Here is a 19,370-nt window from a genome sequence, read left to right on the forward strand (position 1 = left end):
TTCGCCCGGCGGTGTGATGGTCTACCATGCCGCCCGCCGGTTTCCACACGGAATCAAAAGGGAATCCAGGGCTCGCCAACCGCGGGCCGAACGGAACTGCCCCCGCAACTGTAGGTGCCGAGCCCGCGCCATCGATGCCACTGGATGATCCATCCGGGAAGGCTGGCGCCGGGCCAGGACGCACCAGTCAGGAGACCTGCCGGCACGCATTCACCAACCGGCGGGGTGTCCGGGATGGTCATCCGCCTTGCGCTTCGAGCCCCTCGCTCGCGCTCGGCGATGCCTGTCCGTGCCCATGACCGCGCACCGCAAGACAGGAGATCGCCCCACCATGCTGCCCCGCCTCGCCACCTTGCTCGCTGGCCTGACACTATCAGGCCTGGCCCAGGCCAGCGCGACCCACTACCCGCTGACCCTCGACAATTGCGGCGTGCCCCAGACGTTCGCCCAGGCGCCCGAACGCGCAGTGACCATCGGCCAGGCCGGCACCGAACTGCTCTACGCCCTGGGCCTGGGCGAGCGCCTGGCGGGTACCTCGCTGTGGTTCAACAACGTCCTGCCCGAGTTCAAGGCGCAGAACGATCAGGTCGAGCGCCTGGCCGACAACGAACCGAGCTTCGAGGCCGTGGTCGGCAAGCGTCCGCAGTTGGTGGCGGTGCAGTTCGAGTGGATGGTCGGCGCCCAGGGCGCGGTGGCCACCCGTGAACAGTTCGCCGAATTGCACATCCCTACCTACCTGCTGCCTTCCGATTGCGAAGGCAAGGACAACCTGGTCGGTGCCGACGGCACCCGTCTGCGACCGTTCAAGGTCGAGAGCATTTACAAAAGCATCAGCCAACTGGCCGAAATCTTCGATGTGCAGGCGCGCGGTAATGCACTGAACACGGCGCTTCAAGACAGCCTGCTGCGCGCCCAGCGACAGTTGGCAGGCAAGGATCTGGCCCACACCAGCGCGCTGTTCTGGTTCTCCAGCGCCGACCTGGCGCTCGATCCCTATGTTGCCGGCCGCCAGGGCGTGGCCGACTTCATGCTGCAGACCCTCGGCGTGCGCAACGTGGTCGAGTCCAGCGAAGAATGGCCAACCGTGGGCTGGGAAACCCTGGCCCGGGCCAATCCGACCTGGTTGATCGTGGCCCGCATGGACCGCCGTCGCTACCCCGCCGACGACTACCAGAAAAAGCTCGAATTCCTGCGCACCGATCCGGTGACACGCAACATGGACGCGGTGCAGCAAGGCCGGATCATCGTGCTTGACGCCGATGCCATGCAGGCGGGCATCCGCCTGTTCCGCGGGCTGGAGGTGCTGTCCGCGGCCTTCGCCAGTGGCAAAGCAGCGCAACCATGAGCCGCCTGTTGCCCCTGGGCGCCTGCGCGCTGCTTGCCCTGAGCCTGGCCATGCTCGCTGGTATCGCCATCGGTGAGACCCGAGTGGGTGTCGATGTGGTCTGGCAGGTACTGGCCAACCAGCTATGGCAGGCCGGCCATCCGCTGGACCCGATCGACGCTGGCATCATCTGGAACTACCGCCTGCCGCGGACCCTGGTAGCGGCCGCTTGCGGTGCCGGGCTGGCCCTCTGCGGGGTGATCCTCCAGGCATTGCTGCGTAACCCGTTGGCCGAGCCGTACTTGCTCGGCCTCTCCGCTGGCGCCTCGACCGGCGCCGTGGCCGTCGGCCTGCTGGGGCTGGGTGGCGCGGCGCTGTCGCTGTCCGGCGGCGCCTTCCTCGGCGCGCTGGCGGCCTTCGCCTTGGTGCTGGCACTGTCCCAGGCCAGCGGCAGTCGCAGCCGCCACGACAATGCCCAGGTGATCCTGGCCGGCATCGCCGGTTCGCAGCTGTTCAATGCGCTCACCGCCTTCCTGATCACCAAGTCCGCCACGGCCGAGCAAGCTCGCGGCATCCTGTTCTGGTTGCTCGGCAACCTCAGCGGCGTGCGCTGGCCCGCCGTCTGGTTGGCGCTGCCCGCCGCCCTGCTTGGGTTGCTGGTGTGCCTGTGGCATCGCCGAGCTCTGGATGCCTTCACCTTCGGTGCCGACTCCGCCGCCTCGCTTGGCGTGCCGGTGCGCCGCACCCAATTGCTGCTGATCAGTTGCGCGGCGCTGGTAACCGCGGTGATGGTGTCGATCGTCGGTGCCATTGGCTTCGTCGGGTTGGTCATCCCCCACGCCCTGCGCCTGCTGCTCGGCCCCGGGCATGCGCGCCTGGTACCGGCCAGCGCCCTGGGCGGGGCGTTGTTCCTGATCGTCGCCGACATCGTGTCGCGCACGCTGATCAGCGGCCAGGTGATTCCCGTCGGCGTGGTCACCGCGCTGATCGGCGCACCGGTATTCGCACTGATTCTGGTCAGTCGGCGGGGCCGCCCATGACCGCTATGAACCCTCCGGCAACCGCGCCTATCAGTTGCCAGGGCCTGGGCCTGCGCCTGGGTGGGCGCGAGGTACTGCACGGCATCGACCTGGCGCTGCGTGCCGGCGAGACCCTCGGCGTGGTCGGGCCCAATGGCTCCGGCAAGTCCACCTTGCTCAAGCTCCTGGCTGGCCTGCGCCTGCCTAGCAGCGGCGCTGTCCAGTTGCTGGGCGAGACACTGACGACCCTGCCGCGCCGACGTATCGCGCAAATCCTGGCACTGGTCGAGCAACACGCCGACACCCTGGACGCCATCAGCGTGTTCGACGCCGTCGCCCTTGGTCGCACGCCCTGGTTGTCGGCCTTGGCACCCTTTGCCCAGGCCGATCGAGCCATCGTCGAACAGGCCCTGGCCGACGTCGACGCCAGCCACCTGCGCCAGCGCCGCTGGGGCGAGCTGTCCGGCGGTGAGCGCCAGCGCGTGCATATCGCCCGTGCCCTGGCGCAGCGCCCGCAGGTGCTGCTGCTCGACGAGCCGACCAACCACCTCGACATCCAGCACCAACTGAGCTTGCTGCACCAGGTGCAGGCGCTACCGGTGACGACCGTGGTGGCGCTGCACGACCTCAACCAGGCGTTGACCTGCGACCGTCTGGCGGTACTCGACCAAGGGCGTCTGGTCGCCCTCGGCGCACCCGAAACGGTGCTGACGCCGGAGCGCCTGCTGGACACCTTCGGCGTGCGCGCTCATTACCTCACCGACCCTGTGGACGGCGCACGCATCCTGCGTTTTCGCGCCACCTGAATCCGGAAACCGCCCTTGAAGCCCATCGCCCTGGCCCTGCCCCTGCTGAGTCTGACGCCCCTGGCCCTGGCCGATTCGGCGCAGTCGCAGTCAAGGGGGTTGATTGCCGACAGTAACTGGCAGTTGCTCAACCGCAGCATCTTCGACCAGCGTGACTACCGCCACGGTGGACGCAACGGCGGCGCGCGCAATGCCTACAAGCCGCGCCACGAGCGTAATGGCAAGGCCGAAGAGTGGGCCTATGGGGTGATGGGCACGTTCAACTCGGGATTCACCCAAGGACCGATCGGCGTCGGCGCGGATGCCCACGCCTACCTGGGCGCTCAACTCGACAGCGGCGGTGGCCGTGCCGGCAAGGCGCGACTGCTGGGGCTGGACAACGAGGGTCACCCCAAGCGCGCCTACAGCCGAGGCGGCGCCGCGCTCAAGCTGCGCGTCTCGAACAGCGTGCTGGCGTATGGCGAGCAACGGGTCAAGACGCCAGTGTTCAGTTCATCCGACAGCCGCCTGCTGCCCGAGACCGCCACCGGCTTTTTTCTCACCAGCCAAGAAATCGACAAGCTCAAACTGGTCGCCGGTCACTTCACCGCCAGCACCGACCGCAACGCCTCGAGCCACGACCAGGGCTTCGTGGTCAACTATTCCAATGCCCGCCAGGGCAATCAGTTCGGCCTGGCCGGTGCCACATGGAACCCAACCACCGGCATAAGCGCCAGCCTTTACACCTCGCGCTACCAGGACAGCTGGAACCAGCACTATTTCGGCAGTACCCTCAGCCACGCCCTCGACGATCGACGCAGCGTCAACCTCGACCTCAACCTGTACCGCACCCGTGACACCGGCAAAGCCTTGTCGGGACGTATCGACAACACCACCTGGAGCCTGGTCACCCGTTACGCCCAGGGGCCACATGCCTTCAGCCTCGGCTGGCAACAGGTGGATGGCGATAGCCCATTCGACTATGTGACACGGGGTGCCATCTTCCTCGGCAACGCCGTGCAGATGTCCGACTTCAATGCGCCCAACGAAAAGTCCTGGCAGGCACGCTACGACCTGAACATGAGCGGGTATGGCGTGCCGGGGCTGAGCTTCACCGCGCTGTATGTGCGTGGGTTCGCCATCGATGGGACACACGTGGACCCGCGAGGCGGCTATGCCTACCTAGGGTATGGCAAGGATGGCCGACACTGGGAGCGCGACCTGGAAGCGCGGTACGTGGTGCAGAGCGGCAAGGCCAAGGGCGTGGCGTTTTCCTTGAGGCATAACGTGCATCGTGGCAACACCGCGCAAGCGGAGCTGGATGGCGACCAGATTCGCTTGGCGGTGGAATGGCCATTGGCGGGTGGGTTCTGATTTCAACAGCCAGGGCGCGCCCTGGCCGGCATCAGACACCAGGTCGTCTGGTTCGCGCTCCCACAGGGATAATGGTTCCCTGCATGACAACGCAGCCGCAAAGGGCTGGGCGACCTCCTGCAGGTCAATCAGGCCGGTTCGATCGTCTTGGGCATTTGCCAGTAAGCCCGTTCCTGCGGCGTCAGGCTGGCAAGGACTTGGTCGAAAATCTCGTTGAACTCACTGCTGACATTGCCGAACGCCTGGAAGTTGGTCAGTAGGTAGCGCTTCACCGTTTTCGGCCAGTTTCCGGCCTTGTGCGCGGCGATGATGATGCCTTTGGCATCCTGGTAGTAGGCGGCCGGTTTCACCTCGGTCAGGCGTCGCTCGAAGTGGCCGAAGGTCCATTCGTCCTCACGGGCTTCGAATTCGTCCAGCAGTTTCACCTTGTATAACGCGAGATCGGGCATCGTAAGTTGCTCCTTGGAAATGACAGGGAAGGAGACGGTAGGCGATTGCACGCAGGGTGAAAATGAACAGGGTGTTGACCGCTGGGCTTGACCGAAGGAATGGTCTGACGAGCTCTTTAGCAACCCATCCTTGAAAGGCGTCAGAGCGGTCCTGTGGGCTCGACAGCATCATCCGCAGGCATCGACTTTCCACCAGGCGGGTCGACTGTCCTCGAATGAATGTGAGGCAGGCCTGAGGCCCGGCGCGCCCTTGTCGTCGAAGCAACCCAGCAACAAGGCCACGGTCGGTCCATCGTCGATGGCACCGAGGGAACTGCCACAGGTGACGCAGAAAGCGCGACTGGATACTGGCGAGGAACGGTACAGCGCAGGCACGCCATCCTCCCCGACCCAGCTGACTGCCGCCTTGGCGAACTCGACCCAGCACAGCGTCAACCCGCCCGAATGCCGCTGGCATTGACAACAGGAACAGGTATGGGGGAAATCAGGCTCGCCTTCGGCGACAAAGCGGATACGGCCACACAGGCAACCGCCCGTAAACATAGTCATGCAGCGCACCTCCTGCCGTTGCTGAAGCCAGCACGATAGCCAAAGGCGCAGCCATTACTGAGGGTAAAAAGTGTTACACCATATGGCATGACCGCACGCACCAACTGCGCCCTACACGGCGCACTGCTAGAGTGCCCGCCCGAACACATAACGACGTAGTGGAACCCACTTGATGGACAGGATATTTCAGTTTGTGGCGGTGGTCGTGCTGTGCACGCTCATCGGCACGGCATGCGAATACTACGAGGTGAACCGCTACCTCAAATGGTTGTTGATGGCGCTGCCCGCCCTCGTCTGGGTACGCCTGCGCAATCCGTTCCAAGGCTGAACAGAGCGCCACGTAAAGCGATTCACCAGATTTTCAATTGCGGTTCGAACCGGAAGGCAGACTCCGGCGTGCGGCCCGTGTGATCATGCAGTTGTCGCACATAGGATTGGTACGTCAGGTTCAACGAAGTGCCATACAACTGTTCCAGCACATACTCCACCAGCGCCGGCGCCAGCTGGAGATCCTTCTGGATGGCCATGCGCACCGCGCGGATGGCCATTTGTCGAGGGTTGGGGTTGGCTTCCAGATTGATATCCAGCACACGCCTTTGCAGGTCCTCGTCATAACCATGCCGCGCGCGCACCTTCAGCGCGTGTACATCAAAGATGACGGCATCCAGGTTAAAGAATGTGGTCCTGCACAGGTCAGACAGGTACTTGGCCTGCGCGTGCCCCTCACGAATTGCCCACGTGTCTTGCAGTGACCAGATATCGAACAGGCGCCCGTTCTCGCGGAACCGGAACCCACCAAACTTGTTCATGACCGGGTTGAGGCCGGCAAGCGCATGGCGGATTTGCTCGGCCGAAGCCGTGGTCACCATGTCAATGTCCGATGAGAAGTGCCTGACCCCCAAGCCGAAGTCCCTGACCATCCCACCGAAGATCACCACATCGGGAAGCTTGCAGCGGATGTTGACCAGGGTCGCCTGCAGCGACGGCTTGATGCCGTCGCGCTTACGCAGGTAGGTGATCAGCTTTTTGCGGGTGTTGATCATTGTTAGCGTGGGGTTGGTTTCTTGAAGGAATTCAGCTCTTCGAGCAAATTGACCGCGTAGGTGTCGGTCATTCCTGAAATCATGTCGGTCAGCAGCAGAAACTGCCGATATCTGGGCGGCAGCTCCTTCACATCGTCTGCCGGAGCTTGGTAGACCCGACGATAGTTTTCCGAGATCCGAGTAAACACATAGCGATTATAGGGGTTCTTGGGGAGCTTGTGCTGCGGATCGTCGGGATCCGTTTCGGCAATAGCAGCCCAGAAAATATCCATGAGTTGATGGATCGTATTGTATCCACGCAGCTCGACCTCCAGGACGGTCCGGTGGACGAACGCGTATTTCCGGGAGAAATCGCACAATGCATCGCGCAGCTCAGCAGCGCTGGACAACTGCAGCAGCGTTTTTTTCTCACATCCGGAAACAAATGCGCTCTCATTTTCGATAAACGCCTTGGTCACCGCGTTGATCATTTCGCCAATGGCGTAAACGCGGAAGCGTTGCATCGAGACATCGTTCAGTTCACTGGGCGAAAGATTGGCCGCCCGGTATTCGTTATGTTTCGCCTCGCCCTGCTGGACAACGCGCCCCACCAATCCGTCCGAATGCCGATGCTTGAGGTATGCCATCAGATCGTAAAACGATGCTAGACCTTTTTTGATTGCATCTTCCGCGTCCAAGACTGCATAGGCGATATCGTCACAGGCCTCCATGACGTACGCCAATGCGTGGCGCTTGCCGGACGTCAACCCAACTTTGCTCAGCACATCACGCGCAATACCTTCTTCTGAGCGGAAGAAACCGTGCTTCTTGCAAGCCACGCCAGCATGCTCATCAACATCCGTGGCGGCCACCGGATACTTCATCATGGCTGCCAGGGTCGCATAGGTCAGGTCCAGGCCGTAGTTGTCATTGAGAAGCTGGAGCCTGGTGACCAGACGAAACGTCTGCGCATTTCCCTCGAATCGTAGGAAGTCCTCGAACAAGGATGCCCCTAGCCCGTGATCCTTTTCTTCAGGGAAGTTATCAGCAAACCAGCTTTGTATGGCTGCTTCCCCTTGGTGACCAAAGGGTGGATTACCCAGATCATGCACTAGCCCGACGGCGGCCAGTAGTGCCGGCAAATCACGGTACGCCTCGTCGAACGGCCTGAGAGACTCGAGTTCTTTCGCCAGGGTAATCCCGACACTCCTGGCCAAGTTGGACACTTCGTGGGAGTGCGTCAACCGGTTGCGGACGCTGTCGTTGCGGTCCAAGGGAAAGACTTGCGTCTTGTCGGCCATGCGCCGGACAGGTGTACAGAACAGGATCCGGTCGTGATCCCGCTCCAGTGCAGTCCGGTACTCGACATCTTTGTCCTCCATGACTGCCGCTTGCTTGCCATCGGCCTTGCGCCGCCCTGTATTGAGCAACGCCTGCCACTTATCCTGCGCAACCTTTGCCATTACATCGTCCTTGTATGTGTGGTTCAGACAAGCGCTCAAGCCTAGCAGGGCAAACGCAAAGCGGAAGACCGGGTGTTTTCAGCATATTGCGCGCCGAGGATAGCGGATTGCCTCGCGGCCTTGACCACACGCCCATACCCGCTCGCCACCTGCTTGCAGTAAACTCCATGACCTCTGCGCACCCAAGGCCCACCCATGCCCCGCCTGCCAAAACTGCTGCTCCCCGCCCTGCTGATAGGCGCCCTCGCCGCTTGCGACCAGCCACCGAGCCGCGAGGAAAAGATCCTCGCCGAACTGCCGCTGCAGGACGCCTACACGCACAACATCGAGCGCATGGCCGGGCTGCTGGCCATGACCCACCGGCAAGTGCCCGAGGACAAGATTCGCGCAGTCCTGCGCAAGCACCTGACCGTCGAGGATCAACGCCAGGACCTGTTCAAGCTCTACAGCGAGCAGCACTTCAGCGATGCCGAGTTCGACACCATCGTCGCCGCCACCCACGACCCGGCCAAGGCCAAGGCGCTGGGGGAAACCGACGAGGGCAGGCGCCTGAGCGAGAAACTCACCGGGTTCATGCGCGAAAGCGCCAGCGACCCCAAGGTGCAGGCGCTGGCCGAACAGCGGATGCGGCAGGTGGAGGATGACCTGCGCGCCCTGGAGCAGGCTGCGCCCTGAACCCGCTAGCCGCGCCCAGCCCTGTTAGCGCAGCAGCGCCTGGATCTGTTCGTGCAAGGTGTCCAGGTCGAAGGGCTTGGCCAGGATCGGCGCCTTGCGCGTGATCGGGCTGCCGGACTCGAGGATCTCCGCCGGATAGCCGCTGATGAAGATCACCTTGAGGTCCGGCCGCAGCTTCACCGCAGGTTCAGCAATCTCCACGCCCGAGATACCGCCGGGCAGGCGGAAGTCAGTGACCATCAGGTCCAGGTGCGGCTTGCTGGCGAGGATGGCGAACGCCTGTTCGCCATCCTCGGCCACCAGCACGTGGTAGCCCTCGCCTGCCAGGTAGTCCCGCAGGATCATGCGGATCGCCGGTTCGTCCTCGACCACCAGCACCACATCTTGTGCATCTTCACTCATGACAACGCCTTCATATTCAACAGGTTGGCTATCAGACCCCAGGCTTACGCAGAGGTTGCCTGGATCTGATCGCGATGTTGCGCCGCCTCGGGCAGCGGCAGGTAGACGCTGAAGATGGACCCGGCGCCGGCCTGGCTGTCGACCTCGATGCGCCCACCATGGGCGAGCACGATCTGCTCGGAAATATACAGCCCCAGGCCCAGGCCACCGTTGGCCTGCTGGGCGGCAATGCGCTCGAACTGCTGGAAGATTCGCTGCTGGTTCTGCGCGTCGATGCCGATCCCCTGGTCCTGTACCTGCACACAAGCCATGGCGCCGTCCGCGAACACCCGCACTCGCACCGGCTTGCGCTCGCCATAACGCAGCGCGTTGGAGAGCAGATTGGCCAGCACTTGCTCGATACGGAACTCGTCCCACTCGCCCTGCACGGCCTCACAACGCTGCAGTTCGATATAGGTGTCCAGGGCTTGGGCCTGGGCGCTGAAGTTCTCCACCAGACCGCGCACCAGGTGCCCAAGATCGAAGGTCCGGGGCCGGATCGACAGCTTGCCGGTGCGGATCCGTGACACATCGAGCATGTCTTCGACCAGGCGGATCAAGCTGTTGATCTGGCGCTCGTCGCGCTCGACCATGGCCTTGAGCTTGTCTTCGCTGAACGCGGCCAGGTTGCCGCGCGACAGGTGCAGGCGACGCAGCTGGGCCTCGAGAATCAGGCCATTGAGCGGAGTGCGCACCTCGTGGGAGACGATCGACATGAAGTCGTCGCGCATGCGCACCGCGTGCTCCAGCTCGCCGCGGGCCACCTGCAGCTGCGTGAGCAACTGCTCCTGCTCGGCACGGCTACGCTCCAGGGCCTGCAGCTGGCGGTCGAGGGCCTTGCGTTGGCGGAACAGGTCGACGAACACCGACACCTTGCTCTTCACCGCCAGGGTGTCCAGCGGCTTGTGCAGGAAGTCCACCGCACCGCTCTCATACCCCTTGAAGGCGTAGTTCATTTCGCGCCCGGCGGCGCTGACGAAAACAATGGGGATGCTGCGGGTCTTTTCCATGCCACGCATCAGTTCGGCCAGCTCGAAGCCATTCATGCCCGGCATCTGCACGTCGAGAATGGCCAGGGCGAACTCATGTTCGAGCAGCAGCGACAAGGCCTGCTCCGCCGATTGGGCCTGGTGCACCTGGCGGTCTTCGCCCTGGATCAGGGCATCGAGGGCCAGCAGGTTTTCCGGCAGGTCGTCGACGATCAGCAGTTTGGCGGTGATATGGCTTAGCATTCGCTAGGTTCCAGGGTAGCGAGCAACTGCCCGATACCACTCAGGGAAAGAATGTGGTCAGGGTCGTGCAAGGCCAAGGCGGCCTCCGGCATCAACGCGACCTGTGCTTCGCGGGGGTCCTGGACCACGGTCCGCCCTCCGCTGTTCTTGATATACAGGAGCCCCTGCGCGCCATCTGCATTGGCGCCGGTGAGCAGGATGCCGAGCAGGCCCGCGCCATAGGCATCGGCCGCCGAGGCGAACAGCAGGTCGATCGCGGGGCGCGAGAAATGCACCGGTTCTTCCTGGCTCAGGGAGAAGCTGAAATCCCGCTCGATCGACAAGTGATAACCAGGCCCCGCCACATAGATCAGCCCAGGCTCGATACCCCCCTTGTCGGCGGCCTCGCGCACGGGGCGCCGCAGGCGCCGCTGGAGCACCTCGGCAAGCTGGCTATGGCGGTCATCCGGCAAGTGCAGCACGCAGACGACCGGAATGCCGAAACCCGCCGGCAGCGCGCCGAGCACGCCGAACAGCGCGGCAACGCCGCCCGCCGAGGCGCCAATGACGATCGCGCGCACGCCGTTCATACCTTGCGGTAGATCCGCTCGGGCCGCACCAGCGGCTCGAAGCGCTCGCCGTAGGCCGAGAAATCCACCGACTCCTTGCTGCCCAGCACCAGGAATCCACGGTGGCACAGGGACTCGTGGAACAGGCCCAGGGCGCGGTCCTGCAGGTCCTTGTTGAAATAGATCAGCACATTGCGGCATGACACCAGCTGCGTCTCGGAAAACACACTGTCGGTGGCCAGGCTATGGTCGGCGAAGGTCACGTTCTCACGCAGGCTGGAGTCCATGATTGCATTGCCATAGGCGGCGGTGTAGTACTCGGCGAAGTCCCGCCGCCCGCCGGCCTTACGGTAGTTTTCCGCGTACTCGCGCATGCTCTGCATCGAGTAGATGCCCTGCTTGGCTTTTTCCAGGGAATGCGGATTGATGTCGGTGGCATAGAGGATGGTGCGCTCCAGCAACCCTTCCTCGCGCAGCAGAATGGCCATGGAGTACACCTCCTCGCCCGTGCTGCAGCCGGCGATCCAGATCTTCAGCGACGGCCAGGTGCGCAGCAGCGGCACCACTTCGTTGCGCAGGGCCAGGAAATGCCCGGGGTCGCGGAACATCTCGCTGACCGGGATGGTCAGGAACTGCAGCAGCTCGAGGAACATGCCCGGGTCGTGCAGCACCCGCTCCTGCAAGGCCGACACCGTGCGGCAGTCGAACTGGCGCAAGGCATGGAGGATCCGGCGCTTGATCGAGGCGCCGGAGTAATCGCGAAAATCGTAGCTGTACTTGAGGTAGATCGCCTCGATCAGCAGTCGGATCTCGATATCGGTATTGCGTTCGCTGGTCAAGATTTCAGATTCGCTCCAGTTGCGGCAGCCAGACCCGGATCAACGAGAACAGACGGTCCAGGTCGATCGGCTTGGCCAGGTAGTCGTTGGCGCCGGCCTGCAGGCAACGCTGCTGGTCGTCCTTCATCGCCTTGGCGGTCACGGCGATAATCGGCAGCTTGCGCCAGCGCGGTTGCTGGCGGATCAGCCGGGTAGCCTCGTAGCCGTCCATTTCCGGCATCATCACATCCATCAGCACCAGGTCGATATCGTCGTTGGCTTCCAGGCACTCGATGGCCTCGCGCCCGTTGCGGCCGATCTCGACGATGGCGCCCTTGTGCTCCAGGGCGCTGGTCAGGGCGAAGATGTTGCGCACATCGTCGTCCACCAGCAGGATCCTGCGCCCTTCGAACACCTTGTCGCGACTGCGCGCGGTCTTGAGCATGCGCTGGCGTTCGTTGGACAACTGCGACTCGACTTTATGCAGGAACAGCGTGACTTCGTCGAGCAGGCGCTCGGGCGAACGCGCGCCCTTGATGATGATCGAGCGCGAGTACTTGAGCAGGTCGGCCTCTTCCTCGCGGGTGAGGTTGCGGCCGGTGTAGACGATCACCGGCGGGAAGCTGCGGATGTCCTCGGCGGTCATGCGCTTGAGCAGCTCGTTGCCGAGCATGTCGGGCAGCTTGAGGTCGATGATCATGCAGTCGTAGATATTCTCGCGCAGCAGCGCCAGGGCGTCCTGGGCCAGGGCCACGGCGGTGATCTCGATATCGTCGTCGCCGATCAGGCGGGCGATGCTGTCGCGCTGCAGGTCATCGTCCTCGACCAGCAGGATGTGCTTGAGCTTCTGCGTGAGCTTGGCCTCCAGGCGACCGAATACCGCCTTGAGCTCCTCGCGACTGGTGGGCTTGACCGCGTAGCCGACCGCGCCCATGTGCATCGCCGCCTCGACGCGGTCTTCCACCGAGATGATATGCACCGGGATATGCCGGGTGCTCGCCTGCTCCTTGAGGCGCTGCAACACCGTCAACCCGGAGTGGTCGGGCAGGCGCATATCCAGCAGGATCGCATCGGGCAGGTATTGCGCGGCCAGCTCGAAGCCTTCGTCGGCCGCGTGGGCGACCAGGCAGCTGTAGCCCAGCTCGTGGGCCAGGTCGTAGAGGATCCGGGCGAAATTCGGTTCGTCCTCGATCACCAGGATGCAACGGTTGCCAAACGGCGCCCGCTCGCGATCGTCGGCGAATGCCGGGGGCGGTCGCTCGGTCCTGACCGGGATGCTGACCTGAGGCGCCGGTGGCAGCTCATCGACTGCCGGGCGCAGGCTGTGCACTTCGGTTTGCTGCGCGGAGGGCTCGAAGTGCTCGGGCAGGATCAGGCTGAACACGCTGCCCTGCCCCGGGCTGCTGTCGACGTTGATCTGCCCACCGAGCAGGTGCGCCAGATCGCGCGAGATCGACAGCCCCAGGCCGGTGCCGCCATAGCGGCGGTTGCTGGTGCCGTCGACCTGGTGAAAGGCGCCGAAGATCGCCTGCTGCTGGTCGGCGGCGATGCCGATGCCGGTGTCGCGCACGGCGAAGACGATGCCCATGCCGTTCTGATGGCTGATCCGCAGGCTCACCTGGCCGCGCTCGGTGAACTTGATGGCATTGGACAGCAGGTTCTTGAGGATCTGCTCCAGGCGCTGGCGGTCGGTGAACAGCGTCGCCGGCAAAGGCTGTTCGAGCTGCACGTCGAACGCCAGCCCTTTGTCCTGGGCCAGGGGTCGGAACATGCCCTGCAAGCCCTCGACCAGGCGCTCCAGCGGTGTGGTTTCGGCGCGCACCTCGAGCTTGCCGGCCTCGACCTTGGCAATGTCGAGGATGTCGTTGATCAGGTTGAGCAGGTCGTTGCCGGCCGAATAGATCGACTCGGCGAACTTCACCTGGTCGGCGCTGAGATTGCCTTCGCCGTTCTCGGCCAGCAGCTTGGCCAGGATCAGCGAACTATTGAGCGGCGTGCGCAGCTCATGGGACATGTTGGCGAGGAATTCGGACTTGTACTTGCTCGAGCGCTGCAGGTCGTCGGCGCGGGCCTGCAATTCCACCTGGGCCTGATTCAGCTCGCTGTTCTTGCGATCCAGGGCCTCGGTGCGCTCGGCCAGTTGCTCGTTGGTCTGCTCCAGTTCCGCCTGCTGGGTTTCCAGGTGGGCCTGGGACTCCTTGAGCACCCGTGACTGCTCTTCCAGCTCCTCGTTGGCGGTCTTGAGCTCTTCCTGCTGCACTTGCAGCTCTTCGTTGAGTTGCTGGGTTTCGGCCAGCACTTCTTGCAGGCGCTGGCGATAACGCGCGCTCTCGATGGAGATCCCGAGGTTGCCGCCGACCCGCTCCAGCAGTTCCAGGTCACGTTCGTGCAAGGGCCGCAGGAAGCCCAGTTCAAGCACACCGTTGATCTGCCCGTCGTTGCTGGTCGGCATCAGCGCGCCACTGCGCGGCAGGCCGTTGCCCAGGCCCGAACTCAGGCGGTAGTAGTCCGCGGGCAATTCGTCCAGGCGCAGCAGGCGCGCCTGGCGCAGGGCCTGGGTCAGCAAGCCGCCATGCTCGCCCACCCGCTGCTCCTGGGCCTGCTGTTCGGCATCCAGGCCGTAGCTGGCCACCCGCACCAGGCTACCGTGCTCGTCACGCACATACACGGCGCCAACCACACTGCCCAGGTAGCCGGCGAAGAACCGCAGGATATTGTCGCCGAGCATCGGCAAGGTCAGTTGCCCCAGCACCTGCTCGGCCAGTTGGGTCTGCCCGGTGCGCAGCCAGGCCTGGTGCTCCAGGCGCTCGGCACTGCGCTGCTGGGCCTGCAGGTTGTCGACATAGCTGGCCGACAACGCCAGCAAATCGCGGCGCCCCAGGTAGGCGAGCAAGGCGCTCAGGGCAACGATGAACAGCACGAAGGCACTGATGGCGAACACCGTGACGCTGCTGACCTTCTCGTTGCGGGCCATGCGCAGCTGTTGCTCGGTGGCGACGAAACCGTCGAACTCCTTGCGGATCTCGTCGGTGATGCGCTTGCCGCGACCGTTGCCGATGGCAACCTGGAAGTCACCCTTGCCGCGCCTGAGGCTGATCATCTCGTTGGCGAAGTCGTTCCAGGCGCGCTGCAAGGCGACCAGCCGATCGACCCGGTCGACCTGCTGGGGGTTGTCCTCGACCATCCCGCGCAGGCCTTCGAGGCTGCTGAAGATCCTGGGCTTGGCCACTTCGTAAGGGTCGAGAAAGCGCTCATCGCCGGTGATCAGGAAACCGCGCATGCCGGTTTCCATGTCGATCGACAACTTGACCGTTTCGTTGGCGTTGCCAATGACCCGGTCGGTGTGCTCCACCCATTGCATGGCCGAAAGCAGGTAGTTGATCACCGCGACAAACGCCACGGCGCCCAGGAGCCCCACCGCCAGGGGCAGGCCAACGTTACGGCTGAGCAGCTTGCGAAAGCTGCGCTGGTCCATCGAAGCTGCTTGAATCATGGGTAGGTGCCCGAGTGAAAAAGTCCATTGAACAGTGTGGCGGCTACGTCGTGTAGGAACTGCCCTGCGCCAGACCGACCGGGAAATACTGCGAGTCTAACCAGCTTTGGCCAATCTGGCAGGGCATTTAGCCAGTATTTGAAGGCCGGTCGCGCCAATCGTTCCATCTATTTGCTCACATCGGTAAGCTTGGGAACTTCTGCCCTTGCCGCGGGCACAGAGTAGAGACCATTCAACGAAACAGGATCCGCCCCATGCACCTTCTGGTAGTCGAAGACGACGACATCGTTCGCATGCTGATAGTCGAAGTGCTCGACGAGCTGGGCTACACCGCCATCGAGGCGGACTGCGCCGACGCTGCCTTGAAGATTCTCGAGGACCCTGCGCAGTCCCTGGCGCTGTTGATGACCGATGTCGGCCTGCCCGACATGCGTGGCGAGGAATTGGCGGGCAAGGCCCGTGAGGTCCGCCCATTGCTGCCGGTGCTGTTCGCCAGCGGCTATGCCGAGAACGTCGAGGTGCCAACAGGCATGCACCTGATCGGCAAACCGTTCAGCATCGACCAACTGCGCGACAAGGTCCTGGCCATCCTTGGCGCGCCGTGAGCGTGCCCGTGTTTAAATAGGCGTTTTTGCTTCGGGCCCCTTCGCCATGTCTCATCTCCTGGTCATCGCCAGCACCCGCCCCGCCCCGCGCGTCGGCAGTGCCGGACACTACATGCTGCAAGTCCTGCAAGGCTTCCTTGCGCGCGGATGGCACGTGACCTTCGCCGCAGCCGAGACGGCTGGCGAGCACCAGGCAGACCTCGCAGCCCTGGGCGTTAATGAACAGGTCATCGCGGCGAATACCTTGGCGCCACTGGCGCAAGCCCCCGATGTGGTGCTGTTCGACCATTTTGCGGTCGAGGAGCAGTTCGCCGGCCTGATTGCCCTGCACTACCCCGGCGCCTTGCGGATGCTGGTCGGCAATGGCTTGCACAGCCTGCGCGAAGCCCGTCAGCAACTGCTGCGCCGACGCCTGGTCGAGGGCCTGGACCCTAACGATTTCCGCGCCCTGTTTGCCACCACCGGGCCCGCGCTGTACCGCCAGATGGCACCGAGCGCCACTACCCAGCGCGAGCTGGCGGCGATCTGGCGCTGCGACTTGACGCTGCTGCCCGGCGAAGCGGAGCTCGACCTGCTGGTCAACGGCTTTGGCGTGCCTGACTACCTGCTGCACCATTGCCCAATCACGGCAACTCCCGCCCCGCAACCCTGGCGCCCCTTCAGCGAGCGACAACACTTCGTCAGCCTTGGCAACTTTGACCAGGCCGCCAACCAGGACGCGCTGTTGTGGCTGCGGCACAACCTGTGGCCAATGCTCCGTCGGCGCCTGCCCGATGCCCGGTTGGACGTGTGGGGAGCGGGTGCCGCCACACGGGCCATGGCCTTGCACGCTCCAGATGAAGGCTTTCACTTACGCGGCTGGGCTGAGGACGCCGACACACTGATGGGCAACGCACGGGTGTGCCTGGCGCCCTTGCGCTTTGGTGCCGGCTTCAAGGGGCGCCTGCTCGATGCCTTGCGCTGCGGCACCCCCAGCGTGACCACGCCGATCGGCGCCGAGGGTTTGCAGGGCCGGCAGCCCTGGCCTGGGGCTATCGCCAGCAGCGCCGAAGGGCTGGCCGAGGCCGCCGCGCGATTGCACAGCGACGAGGCGCAGTGGAACAAGGCCCAGGCGGGGTGCGCGCAGTGGCTGAGCCAGCAGCGCGATGCGTTGCTGGTGGAACGCGTCGAGCATGGGCTGGGGCATCTGGAGGAGCAGCGCCTGTACAACTTCACGGGTGCGATGTTGCGGCGCAGCGCCAAGCCCCAGTAGGAGGTCGAAGCCTACAGCTCGCGGCGCAGCAAGTAGGTGTCCATGATCCAGCCCTTGCGCGCTCGGGCCGCTTCACGCATTGCCAGGATTTGCCCTTTGACTTCCTGCAGTCGGCCCTGCACCAGCAGTTCATCCGCCGTGCCCAGGTAAGCGCCCCAGTAGATCACCAATTGCGGGTCATCCAGGTCGGCAAACACGCATTGCCCGTCGAGCATCACCAGCACATTATCGATCCGCGGCTGTTCGCCCAGGCGCCGGCCCGGTAGCACGGTCAACGGCTCGCCGATGCGATTGAGGGGAATCTGGTGGCGGGCCGCCAGGGCCTGGATGCTGCTGATTCCGGGAATCACCTCCAGCGCCAGCGCCACGCCGCGCGCTCGGACCAGGTCCAGAATACGCAGTGTGCTGTCATAAAGGCCTGGCTCGCCCCACAGCAGGAACGCGCCGACCTCATCGCCAGCCAGTTCCTGTTCGATCAGCCGCGCGTACAAGGCTGCACGGTGCACGTGCCAGTCGTGCACGGCCTCGACATAGTCAGTGGCCGCGCCATCCCGACACGGGTCGGCGACTTGCACCAGGCGATAGCCGCCCTCGGGCAGGTAGCGCTCGAGGATGGCCCGGCGCATGCGCACCAGGTCATCCTTGTCCACGCCCTTGTCGAGCACGAAGAACACCGTGGTACGGCGCAGCGCCTCTACCGCCTCGTAGGTGATCTGGCGTGGATCGCCCGGGCCTATGCCAATCAGTAGAAGTTTTTTCATCACCTGCCCTGCCTGGGAACCGGTGGTCATTGTCGACCGACCGCCGGCCCAGGTAAAGACGGCCTAGGGGTTGTACGCAAAGTAGCCGAGCGGCGATCAGGCCAGCCTGTTTTCAACGCAGCATGATCGTCGCGCAGGCACTTTACGTGCAAAGCCTAGAAGATCGAGAAGTTGTAGCTGACGATGACCCGGGTCTCATCCATGTCACGCGCCCACTTCTCGTAGTTGCTGCGGTAGGTGGAGTTGCGCAGGCGCACGCTGACATCCTTGAAGGTGCCGCTCTGTACCTGGTACTTGAGTTCGCTGTCGCGTTCCCATTCCTTGCCTTCGGCGTTGCTGCCCGGAACCTTGATGTTGTCACCGTTGATGTAACGGGTGAAGAAGGTCAGGCCTGGCACGCCGAGGGCCTTGAAGTCGTAATCGTAACGCAACTGCCAGGAGCGCTCCTGGGCGGCGGCGAAGTCGTTGACCTGGGCATAGTTGACCAGGTAAGGATTGGTGCCATCGAGGTACGGCATGGCGCTGTCGCCATACATGCGCTGCCAGCCAGCGCTGAACTTGTGACCGCCCAGGCTGTAGCCGAGCATGCCGCTGAACGCGCGGTGGTCGATCTGGCCGGCACGGGCATTGCCGATATCGTCGCTCTTGATCACCCGCAGGTCAGCCGACAGGGTGCCGACCTGCAAGGGTTGGCTGGCGACCAGGCCCAGGAAGTGCTGGCGGTAGATGTTCTCCAGCTTCGAGACCTGGTACTGGGCACTGACGCGCTCGTTGAACCGGTAATCGACGCCCGCCAGATCGAAATGGTCGGCTTCGATGTCGCAGGCGTAGCGCTTGTTCTTGCAATGGACACGAATGTCCTGGCGGTCGGTGGAGTCCCGCGCGGTGTACTGGTTCAGACGCGCCAGGGTGAACTTAAGGTCGCGCACTTCCTCGGACGTCAGCCAGGCGCCATGGAACATGGTCGGCAACAGGCGACCGTCGTTGTATTTGAGCAGCGGTACATCCGGCATCATCGAGCCGTACTTGAATACGGTCTCGGACACCTTGACCTTGCCGGCGATTCCCATCTTGGCGTACTGGTCGGCGGAATGTCGCGGGTCGTGGCCGGAGGACGGCAACAAGCCACTGTTACTGTCGGCCGGGCTCGAATCCAGTTTGAAACCGACCATGCCCAGGGCATCGACGCCAAAACCTACCGGCCCCTGGGTATAACCGGACTGTACATTGAGGATGAGCCCCTGGGCCCATTCTTCGCGCTTCGACGCGCCTTGGCTGGCACTGCTGTGGCCATCGCGAAAATCCCGGTTGAAATAGACATTGCGTGCTTCGATCTTGGCACTGCTGTCTTCAAGAAAACCGGCAGCCTGGGCGTTGACACCGACACACAGGAAGAACAGGCCGGCAACTCGGCGCCCGGGGGCGAGGGGAAAAGGGGCAAACATGCGAACAAAACATCCAAGAGAAGGGCAAAAAATCATCCGGGCAATCGAATGCGCCGGCACTACAGGACAGGCAAAGACACTTCGACCATCATCCATAATTTTCACCCAGGGCCTC

General features: G+C 63.5%; 19 protein-coding genes and 1 riboswitch. Of the genes, 8 read left to right on the forward strand and 11 right to left on the reverse strand.

Translation table 11 applies throughout. The annotated features are described in order from the left end of the window. Positions 1-20: 20 nt before the first annotated feature. Positions 21-218, forward strand: a riboswitch (cobalamin riboswitch). A gap of 113 nt (positions 219-331) precedes the next feature. Genes HU772_RS12960 through HU772_RS12975 form a run of 4 tightly spaced genes read left to right on the forward strand, consistent with a single transcriptional unit; the run spans position 332 to position 4,502 of the window. Further along, the gene (locus HU772_RS12960) at positions 332-1,345 is read left to right on the forward strand and encodes an ABC transporter substrate-binding protein (protein WP_186659453.1); all 1,014 of its coding nucleotides are present in this window, start codon (positions 332-334) and stop codon (positions 1,343-1,345) included. Next, positions 1,342-2,364 (forward strand): FecCD family ABC transporter permease, encoded by a 1,023-nt coding sequence (locus HU772_RS12965; protein WP_186659454.1) that lies wholly within the window; start codon positions 1,342-1,344, stop codon positions 2,362-2,364. Before HU772_RS12960 ends, HU772_RS12965 begins: the two co-directional genes overlap by 4 nt. Next, on the forward strand, positions 2,361-3,149 hold the full coding sequence (locus HU772_RS12970) for an ABC transporter ATP-binding protein (protein WP_186659455.1): 789 nt from the start codon (positions 2,361-2,363) through the stop codon (positions 3,147-3,149). The genes HU772_RS12965 and HU772_RS12970 overlap by 4 nt, the downstream gene beginning before the upstream one ends. A 15-nt stretch (positions 3,150-3,164) precedes the next feature. Then, positions 3,165-4,502 (forward strand): OprD family porin, encoded by a 1,338-nt coding sequence (locus HU772_RS12975; protein WP_186659456.1) that lies wholly within the window; start codon positions 3,165-3,167, stop codon positions 4,500-4,502. Positions 4,503-4,630: 128 nt separating this feature from the next. Here HU772_RS12975 and HU772_RS12980 read toward each other — a convergent pair whose 3' ends face one another. Both HU772_RS12980 and HU772_RS12985 read right to left on the reverse strand, forming a co-directional pair. Further along, positions 4,631-4,951: a hypothetical protein gene (locus HU772_RS12980; RefSeq protein WP_186659457.1), complete on the reverse strand. Its 321-nt coding sequence runs from the start codon at positions 4,949-4,951 to the stop codon at positions 4,631-4,633. A gap of 168 nt (positions 4,952-5,119) precedes the next feature. Further along, positions 5,120-5,500, reverse strand: a complete 381-nt coding sequence (locus HU772_RS12985) for a GFA family protein (protein ID WP_186659458.1) — start codon at positions 5,498-5,500, stop codon at positions 5,120-5,122. A gap of 172 nt (positions 5,501-5,672) precedes the next feature. Here HU772_RS12985 and HU772_RS12990 point away from each other — a divergent pair, with 172 nt between their 5' ends. After that, positions 5,673-5,828, forward strand: coding sequence for a hypothetical protein (locus HU772_RS12990; RefSeq protein WP_186659460.1), 156 nt, complete (start codon positions 5,673-5,675; stop codon positions 5,826-5,828). Between the two features lie 22 nt (positions 5,829-5,850). Here the strand turns inward: HU772_RS12990 and HU772_RS12995 are convergent, their stop codons facing one another. Together HU772_RS12995 and dgt are read right to left on the reverse strand one after the other, a co-directional pair. Then, complete coding sequence (locus tag HU772_RS12995; protein ID WP_186659462.1) at positions 5,851-6,543, reverse strand: hypothetical protein; 693 nt, start codon at positions 6,541-6,543, stop codon at positions 5,851-5,853. A gap of 2 nt (positions 6,544-6,545) precedes the next feature. Beyond that, positions 6,546-7,985, reverse strand: coding sequence for a dGTP triphosphohydrolase (gene dgt / locus HU772_RS13000; RefSeq protein ID WP_186659464.1), 1,440 nt, complete (start codon positions 7,983-7,985; stop codon positions 6,546-6,548). 195 nt (positions 7,986-8,180) lie between these two features. Here dgt and HU772_RS13005 point away from each other — a divergent pair, with 195 nt between their 5' ends. Continuing rightward, complete coding sequence (locus HU772_RS13005; protein WP_186659466.1) at positions 8,181-8,660, forward strand: hypothetical protein; 480 nt, start codon at positions 8,181-8,183, stop codon at positions 8,658-8,660. 24 nt (positions 8,661-8,684) lie between these two features. On the opposite strand, the gene HU772_RS13010 is transcribed toward HU772_RS13005, so the two are convergent. From HU772_RS13010 to HU772_RS13030, 5 genes are read right to left on the reverse strand one after another with little or no spacing between them, the layout of a single operon-like run. Then, positions 8,685-9,062, reverse strand: coding sequence for a response regulator (locus HU772_RS13010; RefSeq protein WP_009686481.1), 378 nt, complete (start codon positions 9,060-9,062; stop codon positions 8,685-8,687). 44 nt (positions 9,063-9,106) lie between these two features. Then, entirely contained in the window at positions 9,107-10,333 is a 1,227-nt protein-coding gene (locus HU772_RS13015; RefSeq protein WP_186659468.1) for a hybrid sensor histidine kinase/response regulator, read from the reverse strand. Beyond that, positions 10,327-10,902: a chemotaxis protein CheB gene (locus HU772_RS13020; protein WP_186659470.1), complete on the reverse strand. Its 576-nt coding sequence runs from the start codon at positions 10,900-10,902 to the stop codon at positions 10,327-10,329. The genes HU772_RS13015 and HU772_RS13020 overlap by 7 nt, the downstream gene beginning before the upstream one ends. Beyond that, a complete protein-coding gene (locus HU772_RS13025) occupies positions 10,899-11,720 on the reverse strand; it encodes a CheR family methyltransferase (protein ID WP_186659472.1) in 822 nt (273 codons plus the stop codon). The genes HU772_RS13020 and HU772_RS13025 overlap by 4 nt, the downstream gene beginning before the upstream one ends. 4 nt (positions 11,721-11,724) lie before the next feature. After that, complete coding sequence (locus HU772_RS13030; protein ID WP_186659474.1) at positions 11,725-15,192, reverse strand: response regulator; 3,468 nt, start codon at positions 15,190-15,192, stop codon at positions 11,725-11,727. A gap of 254 nt (positions 15,193-15,446) precedes the next feature. On the opposite strand from HU772_RS13030, the gene HU772_RS13035 reads away from it, so the two are divergent. Together HU772_RS13035 and HU772_RS13040 are read left to right on the forward strand one after the other, a co-directional pair. Then, entirely contained in the window at positions 15,447-15,797 is a 351-nt protein-coding gene (locus tag HU772_RS13035; RefSeq protein WP_186659476.1) for a response regulator, read from the forward strand. Positions 15,798-15,843: 46 nt separating this feature from the next. Beyond that, positions 15,844-17,049 carry a glycosyltransferase gene (locus tag HU772_RS13040; protein ID WP_186659478.1) on the forward strand — a complete coding sequence of 402 codons (1,206 nt, stop codon included), beginning with the start codon at positions 15,844-15,846 and terminating at the stop codon, positions 17,047-17,049. Between the two features lie 11 nt (positions 17,050-17,060). Here HU772_RS13040 and cobF read toward each other — a convergent pair whose 3' ends face one another. Both cobF and HU772_RS13050 read right to left on the reverse strand, forming a co-directional pair. Then, positions 17,061-17,810 (reverse strand): precorrin-6A synthase (deacetylating), encoded by a 750-nt coding sequence (gene cobF / locus HU772_RS13045; protein WP_186659479.1) that lies wholly within the window; start codon positions 17,808-17,810, stop codon positions 17,061-17,063. A gap of 155 nt (positions 17,811-17,965) precedes the next feature. Further along, positions 17,966-19,255, reverse strand: coding sequence for an OprD family porin (locus tag HU772_RS13050; RefSeq protein WP_186659481.1), 1,290 nt, complete (start codon positions 19,253-19,255; stop codon positions 17,966-17,968). Positions 19,256-19,370: the final 115 nt, after the last annotated feature.

The organism is Pseudomonas xantholysinigenes, assembly GCF_014268885.2.
GTDB lineage: Bacteria > Pseudomonadota > Gammaproteobacteria > Pseudomonadales > Pseudomonadaceae > Aquipseudomonas > Aquipseudomonas xantholysinigenes.

What these genes read in the sequence shown, in the direction of transcription:
- HU772_RS12965 (WP_186659454.1), top strand. Translation starts at nt 1,342, where the DNA reads ATGAGCCGCCTGTTGCCCCTGGGCGCCTGCGCGCTGCTTGCCCTGAGC.
- dgt (WP_186659464.1), bottom strand. Translation starts at nt 7,985, where the DNA reads ATGGCAAAGGTTGCGCAGGATAAGTGGCAGGCGTTGCTCAATACAGGG.
- HU772_RS13005 (WP_186659466.1), top strand. Translation starts at nt 8,181, where the DNA reads ATGCCCCGCCTGCCAAAACTGCTGCTCCCCGCCCTGCTGATAGGCGCC.
- HU772_RS12990 (WP_186659460.1), top strand. Translation starts at nt 5,673, where the DNA reads ATGGACAGGATATTTCAGTTTGTGGCGGTGGTCGTGCTGTGCACGCTC.
- HU772_RS12970 (WP_186659455.1), top strand. Translation starts at nt 2,361, where the DNA reads ATGACCGCTATGAACCCTCCGGCAACCGCGCCTATCAGTTGCCAGGGC.
- HU772_RS13035 (WP_186659476.1), top strand. Translation starts at nt 15,447, where the DNA reads ATGCACCTTCTGGTAGTCGAAGACGACGACATCGTTCGCATGCTGATA.
- HU772_RS13010 (WP_009686481.1), bottom strand. Translation starts at nt 9,062, where the DNA reads ATGAGTGAAGATGCACAAGATGTGGTGCTGGTGGTCGAGGACGAACCG.
- cobF (WP_186659479.1), bottom strand. Translation starts at nt 17,810, where the DNA reads ATGAAAAAACTTCTACTGATTGGCATAGGCCCGGGCGATCCACGCCAG.
- HU772_RS12995 (WP_186659462.1), bottom strand. Translation starts at nt 6,543, where the DNA reads ATGATCAACACCCGCAAAAAGCTGATCACCTACCTGCGTAAGCGCGAC.
- HU772_RS13015 (WP_186659468.1), bottom strand. Translation starts at nt 10,333, where the DNA reads ATGCTAAGCCATATCACCGCCAAACTGCTGATCGTCGACGACCTGCCG.
- HU772_RS13040 (WP_186659478.1), top strand. Translation starts at nt 15,844, where the DNA reads ATGTCTCATCTCCTGGTCATCGCCAGCACCCGCCCCGCCCCGCGCGTC.
- HU772_RS13020 (WP_186659470.1), bottom strand. Translation starts at nt 10,902, where the DNA reads ATGAACGGCGTGCGCGCGATCGTCATTGGCGCCTCGGCGGGCGGCGTT.
- HU772_RS12960 (WP_186659453.1), top strand. Translation starts at nt 332, where the DNA reads ATGCTGCCCCGCCTCGCCACCTTGCTCGCTGGCCTGACACTATCAGGC.
- HU772_RS13050 (WP_186659481.1), bottom strand. Translation starts at nt 19,255, where the DNA reads ATGTTTGCCCCTTTTCCCCTCGCCCCCGGGCGCCGAGTTGCCGGCCTG.
- HU772_RS12980 (WP_186659457.1), bottom strand. Translation starts at nt 4,951, where the DNA reads ATGCCCGATCTCGCGTTATACAAGGTGAAACTGCTGGACGAATTCGAA.
- HU772_RS12985 (WP_186659458.1), bottom strand. Translation starts at nt 5,500, where the DNA reads ATGACTATGTTTACGGGCGGTTGCCTGTGTGGCCGTATCCGCTTTGTC.
- HU772_RS13030 (WP_186659474.1), bottom strand. Translation starts at nt 15,192, where the DNA reads ATGATTCAAGCAGCTTCGATGGACCAGCGCAGCTTTCGCAAGCTGCTC.